The sequence below is a fragment of the Nonomuraea deserti genome, from assembly GCF_004348685.1.
GTDB lineage: Bacteria > Actinomycetota > Actinomycetes > Streptosporangiales > Streptosporangiaceae > Nonomuraea > Nonomuraea deserti.
The window spans coordinates 57,188-76,009 of the sequence record NZ_SMKO01000006.1 but is presented as its reverse complement, the minus strand read 5'-3'; the positions used below and the strand labels follow the sequence as shown (position 1 = coordinate 76,009).

Below are 18,822 nucleotides of genomic sequence, written 5' to 3'. Positions count from 1 at the left end.
TGGTCGGGACTAGCCGGTCGTGGTGGTGCCGTCGGGGTGGCGAGTGCCTGCGCGGCGGGGCGCGGCGATCTGCCGGGCGGCGTGGACCACGGCGGCACGGCGGTGGGCGGCTTCGGCGCTGTCCCGGACGTCGCTGCCGGACAACATCCTGGCGATCTGCGGGGCCGCGGACCAGTAGCTCGACAGGGCGATGACCAGGAAGATCAGGTGGGCGGGGTCGAGGGTGTCGTCGATCAGCGCGGCCTGTTGTGCCGCTGCCACGGCCTTGGCCTTGCCGGCGTAGAGCTCGGTGCGCACGATCTCGTCCGAGACGCTGCCGGTGTCCGACAGCCCTTCCCACAACACCAGCCGCGCCAGGTCGGGATGAGCCCGCTGGTAGTCGAACGTGCGGCCGGCGAACTCGCCGACGTCCGCAGCGCAGGTGATGACCAGCGGTACGGCGGCGGCGATCTTGTCCAGCTCGCTGCGGATCACCGCTGAGAACAGCTTGGACTTGTCGCCGTAGTAGTTGTAGACGCGTTCACGGTTGATCTGAGCACGCTTCGCGATCCGGTCGACGGTCGTCCCGTCGGGGCCGTGCTCGGCGAACTCGGAGAGCGCCGCCTCGTAGATGCGACGCTTCGTTCCCTCAACATCCCATGCCATGCGGCCCATCCTAGCCAACACCAACGTTGCAGTTGGATCCGGGTCGAGCTAGGGTTGACGCGGCATCAGCAACACGAGTGTTGGAGTTGTCCATGACTCAGACGACGCGACGCGGCAGGTTCCTGGTGACCGTCCTGCTGATCGGCATCCTCGTCGCGCGCACCTTCTCCGGGGCCCTGGCGCTACTGCGCCGGCGCATGGGCCTGGCCGCGACCGCCATCGCCGCCGCACCCACGCGCGCCAGATCACCCACGTACGCGGACCACGTAGGCGAGCCCGCACCACCCGCGCATACCGGATCACGCACGCACGCGGACCACCTGAGCGAGCCCGCGCCACCCACGCATACCGGATCACGCACGCACGCGGACCACCTGAGCGAGCCCGCGCCACCCACGCATACCGGATCACGCACGCACGCGGACCACCTAAGCGAGCCCGCGCCACCCACGCACGCCGGTTTCGTCCGCACGCGGAAAGACACCCCCACCGATCACCTCCAGCACCTGGGAGCACGACCATGACCAGCAAGACCGTACTGATCACCGGCGCGACCAGCGGCATCGGCGCCCACACCGCGCGGTTGCTGCTCGACCGCGGCCACCGCGTGGCCGTCACCGGCCGCAACGAGACCAGGCTCAAGGCCTTCCTCGAGGAGGCCGGCCACCCCGACCGGCTGCTCGGCCTCATCGCCGACGCGGCCGACTGGCCGGCCACCCGATCCGCCGTGACCCGCACCGTGGAGCACTTCGGCGCCCTGCACGCCGCGGTCGCCAACGCCGGATTCGTCTCCAGCGACTACCAGCGCACCGCAGGCGCGACCCTCAGCGACGGCGACCCGACGCTGTGGCCGCCCATGGTCCTCACCAACGTCCTCGGCCCCGCCCTGCTGGCCAAGGCCACCCTGCCCCACCTCGAGGCCACCGGCGGGCGGCTGGTGCTCATCGGCAGCGTCGCCGGGCTGAAGAACAGCCCCGCCAACCTCTACTCGGCCACCAAGTGGGCAGTCACCGGACTCGCCGAGAACCTGCGGATGTACGCCACAACCCGTGGCATCGGCGTCACCCTCGTCAACCCCGGCATGATCGACACCCCCTTCTGGCCAGGCGACAGCGCACCCTCCTTCGCCATGCCTCCCCAGCACGTCGCCGAGGCCATCTGCTTCGCCCTCGACCAACCGGCGGGCGTCGACCTCAACACCCTGACCATCCGGCCGATCGGACAGCCCATATGACCCACAGCGGACGGGTGATCCCATCCTCACGGGTCGGGAAGTGCCCCAGCGCCGATCATGTTCGGTCCCTGCGACCGGCCTTGCCGGCTGTTCTCCCAAGGAGAACCATGTCTGACGAGCCGGTTCCTCACGATGAAGAGGGGGAGGCGTTGCCGGGGTGGTCCCGGCGCACCTTCGAGGGCCTAACTCGGACGACGGTGAGCTGCATCCGGTGCAGCGGGCGTTCAACGAGCAGGACGCCTTCCGGTGCGGCTACTGCACCCCCGGGCAGATCATGCGGGCCGTCCGAAGGGAAGACGCTGCGCCGCCGGGGAATACCGCAGCCCTCGAATAGGTACGCGCGGTTCTCGTCGGCCGTCCCTCTCGGCGCGCGCAACCGGCATTGCAGTGGGGTGTCCTGGACCTCGTGCCCCAGGCTGCCGGTCGCGCCCGGGGAGGCTCACAGGAACCTCCAGAGGTTGGTGTTCGTGCCGTTGTCGTCGGCGAGCACGACCCGCGCGCCCTGGGAGGTGCCGGCGAGGCCGAGGACCCGGCCGCCGTTGGCGCACTGGATCCGGAAGGCGGCCGCCGACCCGTAGCGCAGCCGCCAGCGGTGGTCGGCGGTGCCGTTGTCGGCCCACTGCACGGCACGCGACCCCGAGGCGGTGCCCATGTTCTCCACGCCCAGCACCTTCTGGCTGTTGGAGTTACGCAGCCGCAGGTAGCCGCCGGTGTCGACGATCGCCGTCCACAGGTGGTCGGCGGTGCCGGTGTCGCCCCACTGGATGACGAGCGCGCCGTCGGCCGTGGACATGTCGCTGACGCCGAGCACCATCCCGGTGCCCACGTTCTGGATGCGCCGCGCGCCGTTGGGCAGGAACCGCCACTGGTTGTCCGCGCTTCCGTTGTCGGAGTCCTGGACGGCCTGGGCGCCGTTGGCGGTCGAGCCGTTCTGGATCCCGAGCAGCTTGGAGCTGTGGACGTTGCGGATCTTGACGGAGCCGTCGCCGGCGTCCGTGATTGTCCAGCGGTGGTCGGCGGTGCCGGTGTCGCCCCACTGGAGCACCCGGGCGTTGTCGGCGGTGGACATGTTCTCGACGCCGAGGACCTTGCCGCTGTGCGCGTTGCGGAGCCGCAGGGCACCGCCGTCGACGACCGGGATCCAGTCGTGGTCGGCGGTTCCGTTGTCGGTCCACTGCAGGGCCAGGCCGCCGTCGGCGGTGGACATGTCCTGGATGCCGAGGGCCAGCCCGCTGGCCGCGTTGAGCAGCCGGAAGGTGGCCTCGCCGGCGCCGCCCTGACCGCCGGTGTCCCAGTAGACGACGTAGTTGTGGTCGTGGGCGTCGTAGAACGGCCCCAGCCGCACCGCCGCCCCGTTGGCGGTGGCGGTGAAGGCCAGGGAGGAGGTGCCGGCCCGGGCGATCGAGGAGACGGTCAGGGCCGGGGCCGACGACAGGCCGGTGTTGCCGTAGTCGCCCGACAACACGACTGGGCCGTAGGTGACGGCCTGCACGTTCGGGTCGTCGTTGGCGGGCTCCATGATGACCCGCATGGGCAGCCGCACGGTGACGGTGTCGCCCGAATTCCACGATCGGGTGAGGTCGGCGTAGGTGCCCGGCGTGGTGGCGATGTTCTGCTGCACGCCGTTGACGCTGATGGTCGCGCCCTGGGTCCAGGCCGGGATGCGGATGCGCATCGTCCACGACCCGCTCACATCGCCCGTGACCCGCAGCGACGTGGTGTCGCCGGCCGGGTAGGAGGTGGTCTGGGCGACCGTGATGCCGCGCTGGCTCCATTCGAGTGTGGAGGGCGCGAACAGGTTCACGAACAGGGTGGTGCCGTTGTGGAAGTAGATCGAGTCCATCAGCTTGGTGTTGGTCTCGATCCCGGTGCCCTGGCAACACCAGAAGGAGTCGTAGTCCGTGCTCCAGGTGCCGCCGCCCCAGGCCGGGCCGACGCCCCGCCGCCCGCCCGGGTTGAGGGGAGTGAAGTAGGTGACGTGCCCGTGTGCGTCGGCCGGATCCTGCTGCCCGATCAGGTGGTTGAGCAGGGCGTTCTCGTAGTAGTCGAAGTAGTCGGCCCGGGTCGGTGACGGCAGCCACAACTCCCGGGTCAGCTTGAGCATGTTGTAGGTGTTGCAGGCCTCGCCGGTGTCCCTGGTCAGGTGGGCGGCGATCGCGTTGGGGGCGCGGAAGTGCTCGGCCTGGCTGTTGGAGCCGTTCGCGTACGTGTGCGTGCCGACGGTGATGGACCAGGCGTTGGCGGCGATGTCGCGGTAACGGGTGGTGCCGGTCGCCTTGTACTCTCGCGCCGCCCCGATCCACTTGGGCACCTGGGTGTTGGCGTGCAACCCGTTGAGGCGGTCCTGGTTGGCGGCCAGCGGGTCGAACACGGCGGCGTGGTCGAACCGCTGGGCCGTGGTCAGCCAGCGGGAGTCGCCGGTCATCTGGTACAGGTCCGTCAGCACGGCGTTCATGCCGCCGAACTCGGTGCCGAGCATGGCCTGCATCTGGCTTGAGCCGAGCCGCGACGTGCGGGTGTCCACCCATCCGGCCAGGGCGAGGAGCACGGTGCGGGCCTGCGTGTTGCCGATCAGCCGCCACACGTCCAGCAGGCCGGCGAGGGTCTTGTGGATGGCGTAGTAGGGCACGTTGCCGTTGGTCAGGGTGCGGTTCTCCACGGCGGTGATGTCCGCCTCGGGAAAGCCGGACAGGTAGCCGGCGCCGAATCCGGCGGCGCCGTTGTTGGCCTGGCATCTGGCCAGTTCGGCGACCATGTGGTCGGCCTTGTCCCGGCAGGCGGTGTCGCCGAGCACGGCGTAGGCCTGCGCCCACGCCGTCAGGAAATGGCCCTGCATGTGGGACCGGAACGGGAAGCCCGGCGCGTCCCAGCCCCCGTTGGCCGCCGCGCCGTTCGTGGACAGGCGGTGGTTGGCCCGGAAGACGTACAGCAGCCGGTCGACATCGACGAAGCGCAGGTAGTTCAGCGTGCGGTTCTGGTTGTCCAGCAGGCGGCCGGAGGTCAGCCGCACCTGGCCGAGGTCGAACGCGTAGGCCGACACGCCGATGTCGGCTCTGGCCCAGGGGAGTGCGGCCAGGGCGGGGGACGCGCCGGCCACCTGGCCGGCGGCCGTGAGCGCGACGGTCGCACCCGCGGCCTGAAGGAGCTGACGACGGCTCAAGGACATGCGGGACCCCTTGGCTTCCAGACGTTGTGTTATCGTTAACATTCCACCTTGCGGAGCTGTACCGGCTACTCGGTGAGTACGTTGCCGGGCAGTACATCCGACCGTTCACCCGGCGTCAAGGCGGGCCGGCCTTGCTGAGCTGGGCGTGGCCGGCGAAACACCTTCCCGCCTGGAGTTTCGCCGCCACGGAGCCCACGCCGCGCTGCCGGCGCAGGTGAAAATTTCACTGGATGACAACAGATGGATCGACTTCCGTGGACGTGCGGAGGCTCTGAGCGGGACGCACCGAGGGGTGCGGGAGCACCGGCCACCCCTCGGTAGGCCCGGTTCCCGGAGCCATTGACGCCCGGATCGGCTCCACCGCTCTGTCACGCTTCTCACCGGAGACCGCCGGGTGGTTCATTGACTGACGGCCCTCTTGTACAGCCGCGTGGCCAGAGGCACGAACACGACCAGGAGCAGTACCGACCACAGCAGCGACACCGGCACCGCATGCTGCAGCGGCCAGGCACTGGGCACGGGGATGGCCGGACTGGTGTTCCCGAACAGCTCGCGTGCGGCCTGGACAAGTGTGGAGACCGGGTTCCATTCGGCGATCGGCTTCAGCGGCCCGGGCAGTCGCGCGCTGTCGACGAAGGCGTTGGACAGGAAGACCAGCGGGAGCGACATGATGGTGGCGACGTTGTTGAAGACCTCGGGCGTGCGCAGGGCCAGCGCGACCGTGGCCGTCACCCAGGAGAAGGCGTACGCGAACAGCAGCAGCATCAGGAACCCGAGGGCGGCCTCGAAGAGCGAGCTGTGGATGCGCCACCCGGCGAGCAGCCCGACGAGCGCCATCGTGACGATGCTGGTCACGTTCATGATGACATCGCTGATGGTCTGGCCGGTGAGCACCGCCGAGGGCGACATCGGCAGTGTCCTGAACCGGTCGAAGATGCCCTTCTGCAGGTCCTGCGTCAAGGTGTAGCCGGTGATCTGCGCGCTCGAGGTGATCGTCATGACGAAGATGCCGGGGAGCAGGTATTCCGCGTACGACATGCCGGGCAGGCTGATCATGCTGCCGAAGACGTAGGTGAAGAGCAGCACGAACACGATGGGGAGGATGATCACACCGCCCAGCAGGTCGGGGGCTCTGCGGATCTTCAGGGCGTTGCGCTTGGCGATCGTCATGCCGTCGGCGGCGGCAAGCTGCAGGGCGTTCATCGCACGGTCTCCTTGGTCTTCTCATCGGCCTGGTGTCCCGTGAGGCTCAGGAACACGTCGTCCAGGGTCGGCCGGCGCAGGCCGGCATCGCGTACGGTGATCCGCTCGGCGGCGAGGTGGCCGAGCGCCTGGGTCAGTGCGGCCGCGCCGCCGGTCACCGGGATCGTCACCCGCAGGGCGGCGGAGTCGATCTGCATGTCCCCGAGGGCCAGCGGCGCCAGCGTCCTGGCGGCGCTCTCCAGGTTCGCCGCGTCCGTCACCGACAGCTGGATCCGGTCGCCGCCGACCTGGTCCTTCAGCTCGTCGGCGGTGCCGAGCGCGATCACGCGCCCGTGGTCGACCACCGCGATGCGATCGGCGAGCCGGTCGGCCTCCTCCAGGTACTGGGTGGTGAGCAGGACCGTCGTGCCCTCGGCGACGAGCTCGGCGATGACGTCCCACAGGGCGATCCTGGCCCGGGGGTCGAGACCGGTCGTGGGCTCGTCGAGGAACAACACGGGCGGGTTGGCGACCAGGGCGCCGGCCAGGTCGAGGCGGCGTCGCATGCCGCCGGAGTAGCCCTGCACGGGGCGCTCGGCCGCGTCCGTCAGGTCGAAGCGCTCCAGCAGCTCGCGGGCGCGCTGCCGGCTCTGCCTGGCGCCCAGGTGGTAGAGGCGGCCGACCATCTCCAGGTTCTCGGCGCCGGTGAGGTGGTCGTCGACGGCGGCGTACTGGCCGGAGGCGCCGATGCGGGCGCGCAGCCGGGGCGCGTCGCGGACGACGTCGAATCCGGCCACCGTGGCGTGCCCCGCGTCCGGCTTGAGCAGCGTGGTGAGGATTCGCACGGTGGTGGTCTTGCCGGCGCCGTTCGGGCCGAGCAGCCCGAACACCGTTCCCTCGGGAACGGTCAGGTCCATCCCGTCGAGGGCGGCCACGTCGCCGTACTTCTTGATCAGTCCTTCGGCCACGATCGCGTCGGGCATGGGGATCTCCTTTGTCAGGAACGGTGGATGACGATGTCGCCGTGGGTGGTGTGGGCCCGCACCTCGACGACCTGGTCCGTCTCGGCGGGGACGTCGCTGGGGTCGAGGGAGACGTCCACGGTGCCGTACCTGGAGCTCACGTCCAGCCAGGCGGCGGTGCCGTCCCGGATCCCGAGATCCAGGCCGCCGCCGGTGGTCTCCATGGTGATCGAGCCGGACACCACCTCGCCGATCTCCACGCTGGCGTACGCGGTCTTGACAGCGACGCCGGCCAGGGCGCGGTCCACGGTCATGTCGCCGTGGGCGCTGTTCAGCCGCAGCTCGCCCGTCACCTCGCGGAGGCGGACGTCGCCGTGGGAGGTCTTGACCGCGGCGGTGCCGTTGATCTCGCCGATGTGGATGCCGCCGTGGGTGGTGGTGACCTCCGCGTGCCCGGTCGCGCGGGTGACCGAGATGTCGCCGTAGGTGCTCTTCAGCCGTAGCCGGCCGGCTTGCTCGACCCGGATGTCCCCGTGGGAGGTGGCGATCGTCACCTCGCCGAGCGGTCCCCGGCACAGGACGGCCGCCGCCGTCCTCGCGTCGAGGCGGGAGCCGGCCGGCAGGTCGATCGTCAAGTCGACCGAGCCGGGGCCGTGCAGCAGCGAACGTGCCCAGCTCGCGGGCGACTCGACGAGTCTGTCGAGCGAGAGGCCCCAGCCGGAGGTCAAGCCGGCGTACTCCCTGTCGGTCCGTACGAGGAGCCGGCCGTCGGCGTACTCGGCCTCGGTGTGCTCGGCGGCTCGCACGTCGGCGTCGTTGAGCCGGTCGCTCGGGCGGACGTCGACGACGGTGTCGGCGCGGTCACTCGCGTTGATCCGGATGGTGGCGGTCGCCATGTCGATGACGGCGGCGATGGGTTCGGGGGTGTCGAACGTCGGCACGGCGGTCCCCTCGTCGTGAGTTGGCATGGTCATCAGCGCACCCAGCCGCTGTAGCGGTTGCCGGCCTGCTGAGCCGGGCGCCGGCCGGAGCGGCGACCGGCGTCACCGGGATGGAGAGCGGCGGAAACGGCCCGGACCAGCCAGGCGTTGACCGACAGCCCGTCCCGGGCGGCCGCCTCCTCGATGCGCGGTTTGAGGTGCTCGGGGACGCGGAGCGAGATCCGGGACGTACCGCCGTCATCGACGTCGGGGGGTGGCAACGGGGCGGACGGCCCCTCGGCCTGCCCGATCTCGCCTCCCTCCTCGATCGAACGGGCGCCCGGCGGTGGCGTCACGACGAAAGCGGGGTCGCGCCCGCGCAGGCGCACCTCGACAGAGCCTGGTGCGAGGTCCTGGGTGATCTCGTCCGCGGCGGCTGACAGAGCCTCCAACAGCGCGAGCCGGGTGGCCGACTCGAGCGTCGCGGCGAGACGTTCCGCCAGCGCGCGTGCTTCCTCGCCGCCCGCCCCGGCAGCGATGGCGAGCTCGCGGCGGAGGTGATCGACATACGGCGCAAGGTCCATGGCGTCATAATGACACCGTTATGACGCCATGGCAACGGTCAAGCGTGGCCACCATGGCGTCACGGAGACGCGACAAGCTTCTTGGACGGGTGAGGTGATCGTGCAACCCGCCCGCCGGCGTCAGGGCGTGCAGCAGGCCGCGGGCCGGGCCCGTGCGATCGCCGCGGCGGCGATCAGGGAGGTGGCGCAGGGCATGCACAGCCCGGCGGGCCTCATCGACGTGGCGTCGCGGAGTCGCTCCCGCTGGGACCGCTCGGCCGTACGACGCCGGAGCACCCGGGAGCCACCGGCGCCGGCGTCATGTGCGCAGGGGGACGGGGCGGTCGACGACCATCTCGTAGACCAGGTCCGTGGTGATGGAGCCGACCCGGGCGAGTTCGGAGGTGATCTGCTCGAGGTCGCTCATGCCGGTGGCGACGATCTCCATCACGTAGCAGGACTCTCCCGTGACGCGCAGGCAGCGCACGATCTGCGGTTGGCCGGCCAGAATGGCCGTGACCTTGTCGTACAGGGAACCGTGGACCTTCATCCGGACGATCGCGCGCAGGGTGTAGCCCAGGGCTTCGGGTTCGACGCGGGCGCGATAGTCCCCGATGACTCCCTGATCCTCCAACGCGCGCAGCCGGATCCGCGTGGCCGAGACGCTGAGCTGGATGATCTCGGCGAGCCTGGCCAGGGTCGCGCGACCGTCGGTCTGGATGGCGGCGATCAGGGCACGGTCCACGTCATCCAGCGGCCTGGCGTCCGGCGCGTTCGTCATTTGTGCAGGATCCCGCAAATTCTGCACCGATGCCACCCATAATCAATCGATTCGGCGTGTTAAGCCCCATTCGGGCTCCCTAGCGTTGACCCTATGACGACTTCGACACCTTTCTTCTTCATCGACGTCTTCGCTGAGCGTCCGCTGACCGGCAACCCGCTGGCGCTGGTGCCCGACGCGGACGACCTGACCGTGAACCAGATGCGCGACATCGCCCGCGAGTTCAACCAGTCCGAGACCACCTTCCTGCTCCGGCCCACCCGGCCGGGTGCCGCGTGGCGGCTGCGGTCGTTCACCCCGATCGGCGCCGAGGTCGACGGCGCCGGCCACAACGCGCTCGGCGCCTGGCTGTGGCTCGCCGATCAGGGGCTGACCGGAGACGAACCGTCACGGACGCTGACGCAGGAAATCGGCGGGGACGTGCTGCCGGTGGAGGTGGTCCGCCGGCCCGGGCAAGGCGTCCGCATTGTGATGGAGCAGTCCGCGCCCGTGTTCGGACCCGTGATCGAGGACGCACGTCGCCTCGTTGCCACGCTCGGACTCAGGCCCGAGGACCTTTCCCCCGATCGGCAGGCGCAGGTCGTCTCCACGGGAGTCGCCCACTTGCTCGTCCCGCTGGTCGACCGCGCGGCTGTCGACCGCACCGTCGTCGAGAGCAGGGCCTTGGCCGCGATCCTGGCCGAGGCGGGCGCCGAAGGCTGCTACGTCTACACCACCGCACCCGGGGAGCCCAAGGCGGACGCCTACAGCCGGTTCTTCAATCCCACCGTGGGCATCGTCGAGGATCCGGCCACCGGCACGGCCGCGGGCCCGCTCGCCGCCCTGCTCACTCGTACGCGACAGGTCGACGGAGGTCAGGTCGTCATCGAGCAGGGCCACGAGCTCGGGCGGCCCAGCCGCATCCAGCTCGAGGTCGACGGCGACCGGGTGCGGATCTCCGGGTCCGGGATCGTCACCGGTCGCGGAGAACTCAGGCTCGCGTGAACGGGAGGACCACCATGTCCGTCGATGACCTCACACCCACAGACCTGACGCATCTGCGCCGCTGCGTCGAGCTCGCCACCGAGGCCCTCGAGTCGGGCGACGACCCGTTCGGATCGGTTCTCGCCGGCGCCGACGGAGCCGTCCTGGCCGAGCAACGCAACCGCGAGGCCACCACCGATGACCCGACCGCCCACCCGGAGCTCGCCCTGTCCCGGTGGGCGGCGGCGAACCTCACGCCACGGCAACGATCGACTGCCACGGTGTACACGTCGGGCGAACACTGCCCGATGTGCTCGGCGGCGCACGCCTGGGTCGGGCTGGGCCGGATCGTCTACGTCCACTCCGCCGCACAACTCGCCGAGTGGCGCGCGGCGCTCGGGCGCCCCGCCTCACCCGTGCGGAGCCTGCCGATCGCTGAGATCGCACCCGGCATCCCGGTCATAGGACCGGTGCCCCCTCTCGACGAGGAGATGCGGGCCCTGCACACCCGCGCAGCCGGGCGCCCCGGCTGAGCCGACGGCGCCCGCCGGCATCGATCGGCTGCCCTCCGGCCGGTCACCACGTCGTCCGGGGCGAGAGCGTGGCCGGGGGCGTGTGTCACGACTCGTCGAGGCTGGACAGCCCGTTGACGGCGATCTGGATGCCGCGTCGTCCGGCGGTCAGGACGTCCTGATTGGAGGCGCCTTGTTGCTGGGCGACCAGGCCGGCGGTGGCCAGCGCTCCCATGAAGCTCCCGACCGCCGCCCCGGCCGACACGGGATCCAGCCCGGGATAGACCTCGCACAGAGCCCTGGCCACCCGGGGCTGCACCTCCATCATGATCGTCAGCCCGCGTGCGCGCAGCGCGGGCTCGGTGAACATCAGCTGCGCCCGCAGCGGTGACAGCGCGAAGTCCAGCTCATCGTCCTCGGCCATACTGCGCACCAGCGCGTCGAACATCCGGCCCAGCAGAGCTCCCAAGGGCTCGCCCGGTTGCCGCCCCGCGATCACGGCGAGCATGTCCTTTTCGCGATCCTCGACGTGCAGGAAGAGCACATCCTCCTTGCTCGCGAAGTACGCGAAGAAGGTGCGGGGGGCCACGTCGGCCGCCGCGGCGATCTCGGCGACGGTCGTCTGTTCGTAGCCCCGCTCGCTGAACAGCCGCACCGCGGCCTCCAGGAGCGCACGGCGGGTGCGGATCTTCTTGCGTTCGCGATGACCTTCCACGGCGCCACCCTATCGCAGTCTCTGCTTTTATGCACATGTTGCAAATTCGCAGTCTGTGCGCTTTCCTGTGGATTATGGAAATCCTCGACACGCTGCCGCTCGATCGGACGGACCCATTCGAGCCGCCCGCCGTACTGAAAGAGCTCCAAGGAGCGCTGCACCCGATGACCTACGCCGACGGACGGCCCGGCTGGCTGGTCACCGGCTACACCGAGGCACGCGCGGTGCTCGACGACCCGCGCTTCAGCAACAGCACGCAGGGCGGGGGCGGCGCGCCGCCGATCAAGGAGCTGATGCCGCCCGAAGGGCTGACGGACTGGGTGATCCCGCCGGGCTTCTTCATCGCGATGGACGATCCCGATCACTCCCGCTTCCGCAGGCTGCTGACCGGGCACTTCAGCATGCGCAAGATGCGGCGGTTGGAGCCCAGGATCCAGGAGATCATCGACGGTCAGCTCGAGGAGATGGCCCGCGGGGGAGCTCCCGCCGACCTGGTCCAGGCGTTCGCGCTGCCGGTCCCGTCGCTGGTGATCTGCGAGCTGCTCGGCGTGCCGTACGGCGATCGCGCGCATTTCCAGGACACCACCGCGCGGGCGGTGAACCTCGACAACTCCGCCGAGCAGCGGGGCGTCGCGCACGCCGAGTTGATGGCCTACCTGTCCGAGCTGGTCGCGCGCAAGCGGGCGGAACCCGGCGAAGACCTGATCAGCGAGCTGGCCGCCGGGGGCGAACTCGCCCACGACGAGCTCACCGGCGTGGCCGCGCTACTGCTGACCGCCGGGCATGAGACGACCGCGAACATGCTGAGCCTGGGCGCGTTCCTGCTGCTGTGCCGCCCGGAACAGGCGGAGCTGGTACGCACCGATCCCGGCGTCGCGCAGACCGCGGTCGAGGAGCTGATGCGGTACCTCAGCATCACCCACATCGGCCCGATCCGGGTCGCCAGGGCCGACGTGCCGCTCGCCGGGCGGACGATCAAGGCAGGGGAGACCGTGACGATCTCCATCCCGGCCGTCAACCGGGACGAGACCCGATTCCCCGACCCCGACCGCTTCGACGTCACCCGCCAGGCAGGAGCGCAGCTGGGCTTCAGCCACGGCATCCACCAGTGCCTGGGCCAGCAGCTGGCCCGGCTGGAGATGCGGCTGGCCTATCCGGCGCTGCTCCGCCGCTTCCCCGGACTGCGGCTGGCCGTACCCGCCGGGGAGGTCACGCTGCGGCCGCGGGCCACCATCTACGGCGTGGCCGCCCTCCCGGTCACCTGGTAGTGGCGCCGCCGGGCGCTGCGGCCTGCCGTTCGGCGGTCCACACAGCGCCCGCACCCGGGCCGTCCCTCCTGGCGCCGCTGGACGCGGAGTCCCCGACGGGCGACCTGCCGATGTACCAACGTCTTCACGATTCCCTCGTACGGAGCCGGCGCGCCGCTCCTCCGCGAGGTCGCGCCCGCCTTCGCCCGCCCAGCCATGATCCCGGACGTCGAAGCCGCCGGATCGCTGACCGCTCCGGTCGGAAACGCGGAGGAAACCCTGTCAGGACTACACATGGACCACGCGCTGAAGGCGATCAAGCCATCCATGCTTGCGCGTCTGGACAGGAGGACATTTCCATCGTGAATCGTACGAAAGCAGTCGGCCTGGCCGGTCTGGCATGCGCGATGCTGACGCTCGGCGTCACCGCACCCGCCGCCGCCGGCTCGGATCGCCCCCGGTTCGGTGACGTGCAGGAGGCGCTCACCGAACTGGCCGCCAGCTCCAAGGTCGTTGGTGCGATCGGCGCAGTCTACGTCGACGGCAAGCGGGTCGACCAGGGCACCGGCGGCACCCGCCTGCTGGACGACAAGGGCGGCAAGATCCCTCCCACCGCCCGCTACCGGATCGGCTCCCAGACCAAGCTGATGACCGGCACCGTGATCCTCCAGCTGGTCAAGGAGAAGAAGTTCGCCCTGGACACCAAGCTGAGCGAGCTGCTGCCCGTGGTCGTCGAACAGGACCTGGTCAAGCTGGCCGACCAGATCACCCTGCAGCAGATGCTCCAGCACACCTCCGGCATCCCCAACCTGCCGGCCGCGGACATCTTCGGCGACACCACCTACCGCACACCGCTGGAGATGGTGAAACAGACCAGCGACCTGGAACGGACAGGAGAGCCGGGCGCCCAGTTCAGCTACTCCAACACCAACTACTTCCTGCTCGGCCTGATCATCGAGAGGTACACCAAGCACACCGTGGCGGCGGAGTTCGAACGACGCCTGTTCGACAAGCTCGACATGGACAAGACCTACCTGCCTGTCAAACCGCCCGGCGGCATCAAGGGCCCGCACGGCCACGGCTACTACCCCGACAAGGACGGCAAGCTGCGCGACGTCGACCGCCAGAACATGAGCCACGGCTACGCCGCCGCCGGGGTCATCTCCACCTCCGACGACGTCAGCGCCTTCCACCGCGCCCTGGTCAAGAACCAGCTGCTGCCCGAGGAACTCACCCAGGTGCTGCTGGGCCGCCTGCTGCCCAAGGAGCAACCGGCCAAGACCGCGTCGAAGCCGGCCGCCAACGGCCGGATCTGCGACGGCAAGGGCGGCTACTTCGGCGTCACGGGCGGCGGCCCCGGAAACAAGTCCACCACCTACAACACCCCCGACGGCCGCGTGCAGTTCGCCCTGTCGGCCACCCTGGCCGCCTCCAACCTCGATCCCGACCTGGATCCCCTCATGGAGAAGGCCGCCGAAGCGATCCTCTGCCCCTCGAACTAGCACCCCGGGTTCGCCGCATCTTGATCGCTGAGACCGGCGGGTTCACCTCGCGCCCGGGCTTCGTCCCACCCTGGTCGCCGCCACGTCGCTCACCCGGGCCACGCAGCGGCCGGGGCGGCGTTCGCGCCGTCCCGGCCACCTGGCTGACCTCTGCCGGCGCTATTCGCCGGGATAGCGCACCCCGATCTCCTCGCGGACGGCGTCCATCGTGGCCATCACCGCGACCGACTGCTCGTGGGTCATCAGCGGACTCTCGACCTCGCCCTCAGCGATCAGCCGCTCCGCTTCCGCGGCCTGGTACTGCATGCCCCTGCCGCTCACCGGCTGGTCGAACCGTTCCAGCTCCTGCCCCGTCACGTCTTTGACGGTCACCACAGCGGGGAAGTACCAGACCGAGTCGATCTCGATCCGGCCCTCGGTCCCGAGCACCACGGCGGTGTTGGGGCCTCTGGTCTCCATGGAGGAGTACGACGTCGAGAGGGCATCGTTCCGGTGACGCAGGGCCGTCGCCACGCACACGTCGACGCCGGTGTCGCTCAGGGTGCCGCGCCCGGTGACCTCCACGGGATCCCCGAGGATGTCGTGGGCGAAGGACACCGGGTAGACGCCGACGTCCAGCAGGCAGCCGCCGGCGAGGCCGGGGTTGTTGAGCCGGTGCGCGGGGTCTGACGGGAGCCGCTGCGTGTGGTCCGCGTGCAGCGAACGGACGTCGCCCAGCAGGCCGCGTTCGATGACCGACCTCACGTACGCCATGTGGGGGAGGAAGCGCGTCCACATGGCCTCCATGACGAGGAGCCCCTTGCCGCGACCGAGCTCGAACACGGCGCGAGCCTCGGCGGCGTTGACGGTGAACGCCTTCTCGACCAGCACGTGCTTGCCGTTCTCGAGGGCGGCCGTGGCGTTGGCGGCGTGGAAGTTGTGCGGGGTCGCCACGTAGACGATGTCGACGTCGGGGTCGGCCACGAGCTCGTCGTACGAACCGTGGGCGCGCTCGACGCCCCACTTCTCGGCGAAGGCGCGAGCGTTGTCCGCCGACCGCGACCCGACCGCGGCGACGCGGTGGCCGTGCGCGACGAGGTCGCGGGTGAAGGCGTTGGCGATGCCCCCGGTCGCGAGGATGCCCCAGCCCACCTCGCCCTTGGACATGGGCGAAGGTTGTACGTCAGTCATGCGGTCTCTCTGTAGTCGAGGACGACCTGAAGGGCGTCCTGAGGGTTCTTGTCCAGCATGTCGAAGGCGTCCGATGCCCTCTTGGCGGGGAAGACGTGGGTGACGAGGTCGTCCAGGGCGAGCTTGCCGTCGTGCGCCAGGGACAGGACCGTACGTGACATGCGCAGGTCGTTCCAGCGGTGCTGGAGGTGCGCCGCCACGCCCGAGATCTGCGAGCAGATGATGGCGACCCGGTTGTGGTGGAACTCCTCGCCCAGTTTCAGGGGAGTCGCCGGTCCCTGGAAGAACCCGCTGGCGACCACGCGGGAGTTGTAGCCGACGGTGCGGACGGCTTCCTGCAGCGCCTGGTACGCGCCGCTCATCTCGATCACGACGTCCGCTCCCCGGTTGTCGGTGGCGGCACGAACCGCGGCGGCGACGTCGTCACTGGTCGGGTCCAGTGTCTCGTCGGCGCCGAGCCGTTCGGCGAGGGCGCGCCGCGCCGCGACCGGGTCGACGACCGTGACCCGAGCGCCGTTGAGGCGGGCCAGCTGGGCGACGATCTGGCCGGGCACGCCGGCTCCGAAGACGACCACCGACTCGCCGAGGTGGATGTCGGCGTCGAGGATGGCGTTGAAGGCGATCGCGCCGATCCGCCCGAAGACGCCCAGCATCGGCTCGACGCCGGGCAGGAGCCGCTCCCTGGCGTACCCGACCGGGCGCACGGCCTTCGACTGGTGACCCCACGATCCCCAGACCAGCTTGCCGACCAGGTCCTCGTCGCCCGCGGACCCGACTGCCGCCACCCGGCCGACCTCTTCGTAACCCCAGGCGTCGATCGGGTAGGTCTTGGTCGCGCCGCCCGGGACGAACAGCTTGCGTGCCGGGTCCCACTCACTCGCCAGGTAGGGGTTCGTGCCCCGGTAGGCCGTCAGCTCGGTGCCGGCGGAGATCCCGGAGTACGCCGTCTCCAGCAGGATTTCCCCGGGACCCGGTGAGGGGTCCTCGACCTCGACCACGTCGACCGTGCCTGGTGAGGAGAAACGTACAAGGTGTCCCACGGGCTTTCAGCTCCTCTGTCGTGTGGGTCGATCGGCGACCAGGCGGAAGACGAGCGCCTGTTCGGGGTACAGCATGGGTCCCTGCAGCCCGACGGCCTCCAGCGCCCTGCCGGAGATGACGGGACGGTCGAGCCACCAGGAGGGCTTCCCGCTGCGGGTGCGCACGAGGGCGCCGGCCGAGAGCGGCACGGGCTCGACGCGGTAGGCCAGGTCCGGATCCAGGGCCGGCAGCCTGATCCGGCCCTGCTGCGCGGCCGCTGACGTGTCGAGCGTCACGAAGGTGAAGAGCGCCCGCCTGCGGTCCTGGCTCACGACGCCATGGGCCCAGTAGGCGTCGTCGGGGTAGTCGCAGTGCACCGCGGTGCCGCTGTGCAGCAGCTCGCGTTCCTGCTTGTACAGCGCAACCCACTCGCCGAGCTCCTCCAGCTCCTCGGGAGACGCGCCGCGCAGGTCCCACTCGATGCCGAAGTGGCCGAACAGCGCGGTGGCCGCGCGGAAGGCCAGGGAGTGGGTGCGGTCGGTCGTGTGGGCGGTCGGGGCGCCGACGTGGCTGCCGATCATCTCGGCCGGCAGGAGGAGGCCGGTCCATCGCTGGATCCTCTGCCGTTCCAGCGGGTCGATGCAGTCGCTGGCCCACACCCGGTCGGTGCGCTGCAGCACCTCGAGGTCGACCCGGCCTCCGCCGGAGGAGCAGGATTCGATCTCGAGCCGGGGGTGGCGGCGCCGCAGCTCGTCCATCAGCGCGTACGCCGCCAGGGTCTGCGCGTGCACCTTCGCCTCGCCGGTACGGCGGTCGCCGGCCTCGACCAGGTCGCGGTTGTGGTCCCACTTGATGTAGTCGATCCGGTACTCCGCGATGAGCGCGCTGATCGACTCGAGGACGTGCTCGAAGGCCTCCGGAACGGCGAGGTTGAGCACGTGCTGGTGGCGGCCCGCGAGGGGCAGGCGCCCGTCGCCCGGTCCCAGGATCCACTCGGGATGCGCGCGGGCGAGCTCCGAGTCGTCGTTGACCATCTCCGGCTCGAACCAGAGCCCGAACTGCATGCCCACGCTACGGACGGCATCGACCAGGGGGTGCAGGCCCTGCGGCCAGACGCCGGGGTCGACCTGCCAGTCTCCGAGGCCCTTCCGGTCGTCACGGCGGCCCAGGAACCAGCCGTCGTCGAGGACGAAGCGTTCGGCCCCTACCTTGGCGCCGAGCGTGGCCAGCTCGATCAACGTGTCGAGATCGTGGTCGAAGTAGACCGCTTCCCAGGTGTTCAGGACCACGGGCCGCGGCGACGTCGGATGGGTGGCCCGCGCCCGGAGATGCCGGTGGAAGGCGGCCGCGACCGCGTCGAGCCCGTTGCCGTGGACGGCGTACAGCCAGGGTGTCGTGTAGGTGTCCCCAGGCTCGAGAGTCACCTCACCGGGAAGGAGGACCTCGCCGCCGCCGACGAGGCGCAGCCCGTTGAGGCCGAGCTCCGCGAACGTGACGTGGTTGCCGCTCCAGGCGGTGTGAACGGCCCACACCTCGCCGCGCCGGAAGCCGAAGTCGGTCGTCCCCGCCGCGAGCAGGAAGCCGGCGTCGGAACCCGTGCGGCCGCGGCGGCCCTCGCGTACGTGCGTGCCGGCGCGGAAGGGATGCCGCTGCGGGGTGCGCTCCCGCAGGTGGCGCCCGGTGAAGTCGAGGATCTCCTGCGCCTCGTCAGGGACCGGGAGCGCCAGCCGCATGGCGTTGACCGTGAAGGTCCCGCTCTCCGCGGTGTTGGTCAAGGTGGCTCGCAGGCGCGCGACTCCTTCGGCCGAAAGCTCGACGGTCGTCGTCAGGGCGAGCTGTACGGCCTCGTCGACCGCCCGGCTCACGAGCACCTGACCCTCGTCCGGCCGGCCGGACACCTCGTGCCCGGTGGCGACGAACCGCGTGCTGAAGGCGGTTCCGTCGCGATGCCCCTCCAGGCCAGGGGTGCCCATCCAGCCGGCCGACTGCTCGGGCAGCACGGCGGGGTACCGGTGTTGTCCGGGCAGTCCGTCCGCTCCGAACTGCGTGTCGCTCAAGGAGGCGAGGAACCCCTCGTGAGCGGGGTCGTCGTCCAGCCGCGCCCCCCAGTGCAGAACCCGCGGCACGCCCGAGCTGACGTCGACCACGAGCGACGTGGTCGCGGCGGTCAGCGTGTGAACACACCGGACGGATCCGGCTGTCGACAAACTCATGTGTGCTCCAGTTATAATTTCTCCGCG

18 protein-coding genes are annotated in these 18,822 nt (G+C 70.2%); 6 read left to right on the top strand and 12 right to left on the bottom strand.

Annotated features, from left to right (window positions below):
• Window positions 1–9 precede the first annotated feature (9 nt).
• Both E1292_RS04240 and E1292_RS50870 read right to left on the bottom strand, forming a co-directional pair.
• The gene (locus E1292_RS04240; protein WP_132592175.1) at window positions 10–645 is read right to left on the bottom strand and encodes a TetR/AcrR family transcriptional regulator; all 636 of its coding nucleotides are present in this window, start codon (window positions 643–645) and stop codon (window positions 10–12) included.
• A 97-nt stretch (window positions 646–742) separates the two neighbouring features.
• Window positions 743–898 carry a hypothetical protein gene (locus E1292_RS50870; RefSeq protein ID WP_165974375.1) on the bottom strand — a complete coding sequence of 52 codons (156 nt, stop codon included), beginning with the start codon at window positions 896–898 and terminating at the stop codon, window positions 743–745.
• A 267-nt stretch (window positions 899–1,165) separates the two neighbouring features.
• Between E1292_RS50870 and E1292_RS04235 the strand changes: the two genes are divergently transcribed.
• Together E1292_RS04235 and E1292_RS53445 are read left to right on the top strand one after the other, a co-directional pair.
• Window positions 1,166–1,879 carry an SDR family oxidoreductase gene (locus E1292_RS04235; protein WP_132592173.1) on the top strand — a complete coding sequence of 238 codons (714 nt, stop codon included), beginning with the start codon at window positions 1,166–1,168 and terminating at the stop codon, window positions 1,877–1,879.
• A gap of 157 nt (window positions 1,880–2,036) precedes the next feature.
• Window positions 2,037–2,213, top strand: a complete 177-nt coding sequence (locus E1292_RS53445; RefSeq protein ID WP_439331877.1) for a 2Fe-2S iron-sulfur cluster-binding protein — start codon at window positions 2,037–2,039, stop codon at window positions 2,211–2,213.
• A 105-nt stretch (window positions 2,214–2,318) separates the two neighbouring features.
• On the opposite strand, the gene E1292_RS04225 is transcribed toward E1292_RS53445, so the two are convergent.
• From E1292_RS04225 to E1292_RS04200, 6 genes are all read right to left on the bottom strand, one after another.
• On the bottom strand, window positions 2,319–5,045 hold the full coding sequence (locus E1292_RS04225; RefSeq protein WP_132592171.1) for a beta-L-arabinofuranosidase domain-containing protein: 2,727 nt from the start codon (window positions 5,043–5,045) through the stop codon (window positions 2,319–2,321).
• Between the two features lie 399 nt (window positions 5,046–5,444).
• The gene (locus E1292_RS04220) at window positions 5,445–6,248 is read right to left on the bottom strand and encodes an ABC transporter permease (protein WP_132592169.1); all 804 of its coding nucleotides are present in this window, start codon (window positions 6,246–6,248) and stop codon (window positions 5,445–5,447) included.
• Entirely contained in the window at window positions 6,245–7,210 is a 966-nt protein-coding gene (locus E1292_RS04215; protein ID WP_132592167.1) for an ATP-binding cassette domain-containing protein, read from the bottom strand. The genes E1292_RS04220 and E1292_RS04215 overlap by 4 nt, the downstream gene beginning before the upstream one ends.
• 14 nt (window positions 7,211–7,224) lie before the next feature.
• Entirely contained in the window at window positions 7,225–8,163 is a 939-nt protein-coding gene (locus E1292_RS04210; protein WP_246089914.1) for a DUF4097 family beta strand repeat-containing protein, read from the bottom strand.
• On the bottom strand, window positions 8,163–8,693 hold the full coding sequence (locus E1292_RS04205) for a toxin-antitoxin system HicB family antitoxin (protein WP_132592165.1): 531 nt from the start codon (window positions 8,691–8,693) through the stop codon (window positions 8,163–8,165). The genes E1292_RS04210 and E1292_RS04205 overlap by 1 nt, the downstream gene beginning before the upstream one ends.
• Window positions 8,694–8,991: 298 nt before the next feature.
• Window positions 8,992–9,453, bottom strand: coding sequence for an Lrp/AsnC family transcriptional regulator (locus tag E1292_RS04200; RefSeq protein WP_132592163.1), 462 nt, complete (start codon window positions 9,451–9,453; stop codon window positions 8,992–8,994).
• A 93-nt stretch (window positions 9,454–9,546) separates the two neighbouring features.
• Between E1292_RS04200 and E1292_RS04195 the strand changes: the two genes are divergently transcribed.
• Together E1292_RS04195 and E1292_RS04190 are read left to right on the top strand one after the other, a co-directional pair.
• Complete coding sequence (locus E1292_RS04195; protein WP_132592161.1) at window positions 9,547–10,437, top strand: PhzF family phenazine biosynthesis protein; 891 nt, start codon at window positions 9,547–9,549, stop codon at window positions 10,435–10,437.
• A gap of 14 nt (window positions 10,438–10,451) precedes the next feature.
• On the top strand, window positions 10,452–10,949 hold the full coding sequence (locus tag E1292_RS04190) for a nucleoside deaminase (RefSeq protein ID WP_132592159.1): 498 nt from the start codon (window positions 10,452–10,454) through the stop codon (window positions 10,947–10,949).
• A gap of 85 nt (window positions 10,950–11,034) precedes the next feature.
• Here E1292_RS04190 and E1292_RS04185 read toward each other — a convergent pair whose 3' ends face one another.
• Window positions 11,035–11,643, bottom strand: coding sequence for a TetR/AcrR family transcriptional regulator (locus E1292_RS04185; protein WP_132592157.1), 609 nt, complete (start codon window positions 11,641–11,643; stop codon window positions 11,035–11,037).
• A 74-nt stretch (window positions 11,644–11,717) separates the two neighbouring features.
• Between E1292_RS04185 and E1292_RS04180 the strand changes: the two genes are divergently transcribed.
• Both E1292_RS04180 and E1292_RS04175 read left to right on the top strand, forming a co-directional pair.
• Window positions 11,718–12,911: a cytochrome P450 gene (locus E1292_RS04180; RefSeq protein ID WP_132592155.1), complete on the top strand. Its 1,194-nt coding sequence runs from the start codon at window positions 11,718–11,720 to the stop codon at window positions 12,909–12,911.
• A gap of 341 nt (window positions 12,912–13,252) precedes the next feature.
• Window positions 13,253–14,392: a serine hydrolase domain-containing protein gene (locus tag E1292_RS04175; RefSeq protein ID WP_165974374.1), complete on the top strand. Its 1,140-nt coding sequence runs from the start codon at window positions 13,253–13,255 to the stop codon at window positions 14,390–14,392.
• A gap of 159 nt (window positions 14,393–14,551) precedes the next feature.
• Here the strand turns inward: E1292_RS04175 and E1292_RS04170 are convergent, their stop codons facing one another.
• Genes E1292_RS04170 through E1292_RS04160 form a run of 3 tightly spaced genes read right to left on the bottom strand, consistent with a single transcriptional unit; the run spans window position 14,552 to window position 18,795 of the window.
• The gene (locus E1292_RS04170; RefSeq protein ID WP_132592151.1) at window positions 14,552–15,562 is read right to left on the bottom strand and encodes a Gfo/Idh/MocA family protein; all 1,011 of its coding nucleotides are present in this window, start codon (window positions 15,560–15,562) and stop codon (window positions 14,552–14,554) included.
• A complete protein-coding gene (locus tag E1292_RS04165) occupies window positions 15,559–16,602 on the bottom strand; it encodes a zinc-dependent alcohol dehydrogenase (protein WP_132592149.1) in 1,044 nt (347 codons plus the stop codon). Before E1292_RS04165 ends, E1292_RS04170 begins: the two co-directional genes overlap by 4 nt.
• A 6-nt stretch (window positions 16,603–16,608) precedes the next feature.
• On the bottom strand, window positions 16,609–18,795 hold the full coding sequence (locus E1292_RS04160) for an alpha-galactosidase (protein ID WP_132592147.1): 2,187 nt from the start codon (window positions 18,793–18,795) through the stop codon (window positions 16,609–16,611).
• Between the last annotated feature and the right edge of the window lie 27 nt (window positions 18,796–18,822).

Bases quoted from the DNA above. Each gene is read 5' to 3' on its own strand.
- E1292_RS04240 (WP_132592175.1), bottom strand. From the start codon at position 645: ATGGCATGGGATGTTGAGGGAACGAAGCGTCGCATCTACGAGGCGGCG.
- E1292_RS04235 (WP_132592173.1), top strand. From the start codon at position 1,166: ATGACCAGCAAGACCGTACTGATCACCGGCGCGACCAGCGGCATCGGC.
- E1292_RS04225 (WP_132592171.1), bottom strand. From the start codon at position 5,045: ATGTCCTTGAGCCGTCGTCAGCTCCTTCAGGCCGCGGGTGCGACCGTC.
- E1292_RS04220 (WP_132592169.1), bottom strand. From the start codon at position 6,248: ATGAACGCCCTGCAGCTTGCCGCCGCCGACGGCATGACGATCGCCAAG.
- E1292_RS04215 (WP_132592167.1), bottom strand. From the start codon at position 7,210: ATGCCCGACGCGATCGTGGCCGAAGGACTGATCAAGAAGTACGGCGAC.
- E1292_RS04210 (WP_246089914.1), bottom strand. From the start codon at position 8,163: ATGACCATGCCAACTCACGACGAGGGGACCGCCGTGCCGACGTTCGAC.
- E1292_RS04205 (WP_132592165.1), bottom strand. From the start codon at position 8,693: ATGGACCTTGCGCCGTATGTCGATCACCTCCGCCGCGAGCTCGCCATC.
- E1292_RS04200 (WP_132592163.1), bottom strand. From the start codon at position 9,453: ATGACGAACGCGCCGGACGCCAGGCCGCTGGATGACGTGGACCGTGCC.
- E1292_RS04195 (WP_132592161.1), top strand. From the start codon at position 9,547: ATGACGACTTCGACACCTTTCTTCTTCATCGACGTCTTCGCTGAGCGT.
- E1292_RS04190 (WP_132592159.1), top strand. From the start codon at position 10,452: ATGTCCGTCGATGACCTCACACCCACAGACCTGACGCATCTGCGCCGC.
- E1292_RS04180 (WP_132592155.1), top strand. From the start codon at position 11,718: ATGGAAATCCTCGACACGCTGCCGCTCGATCGGACGGACCCATTCGAG.
- E1292_RS04170 (WP_132592151.1), bottom strand. From the start codon at position 15,562: ATGACTGACGTACAACCTTCGCCCATGTCCAAGGGCGAGGTGGGCTGG.
- E1292_RS04160 (WP_132592147.1), bottom strand. From the start codon at position 18,795: ATGAGTTTGTCGACAGCCGGATCCGTCCGGTGTGTTCACACGCTGACC.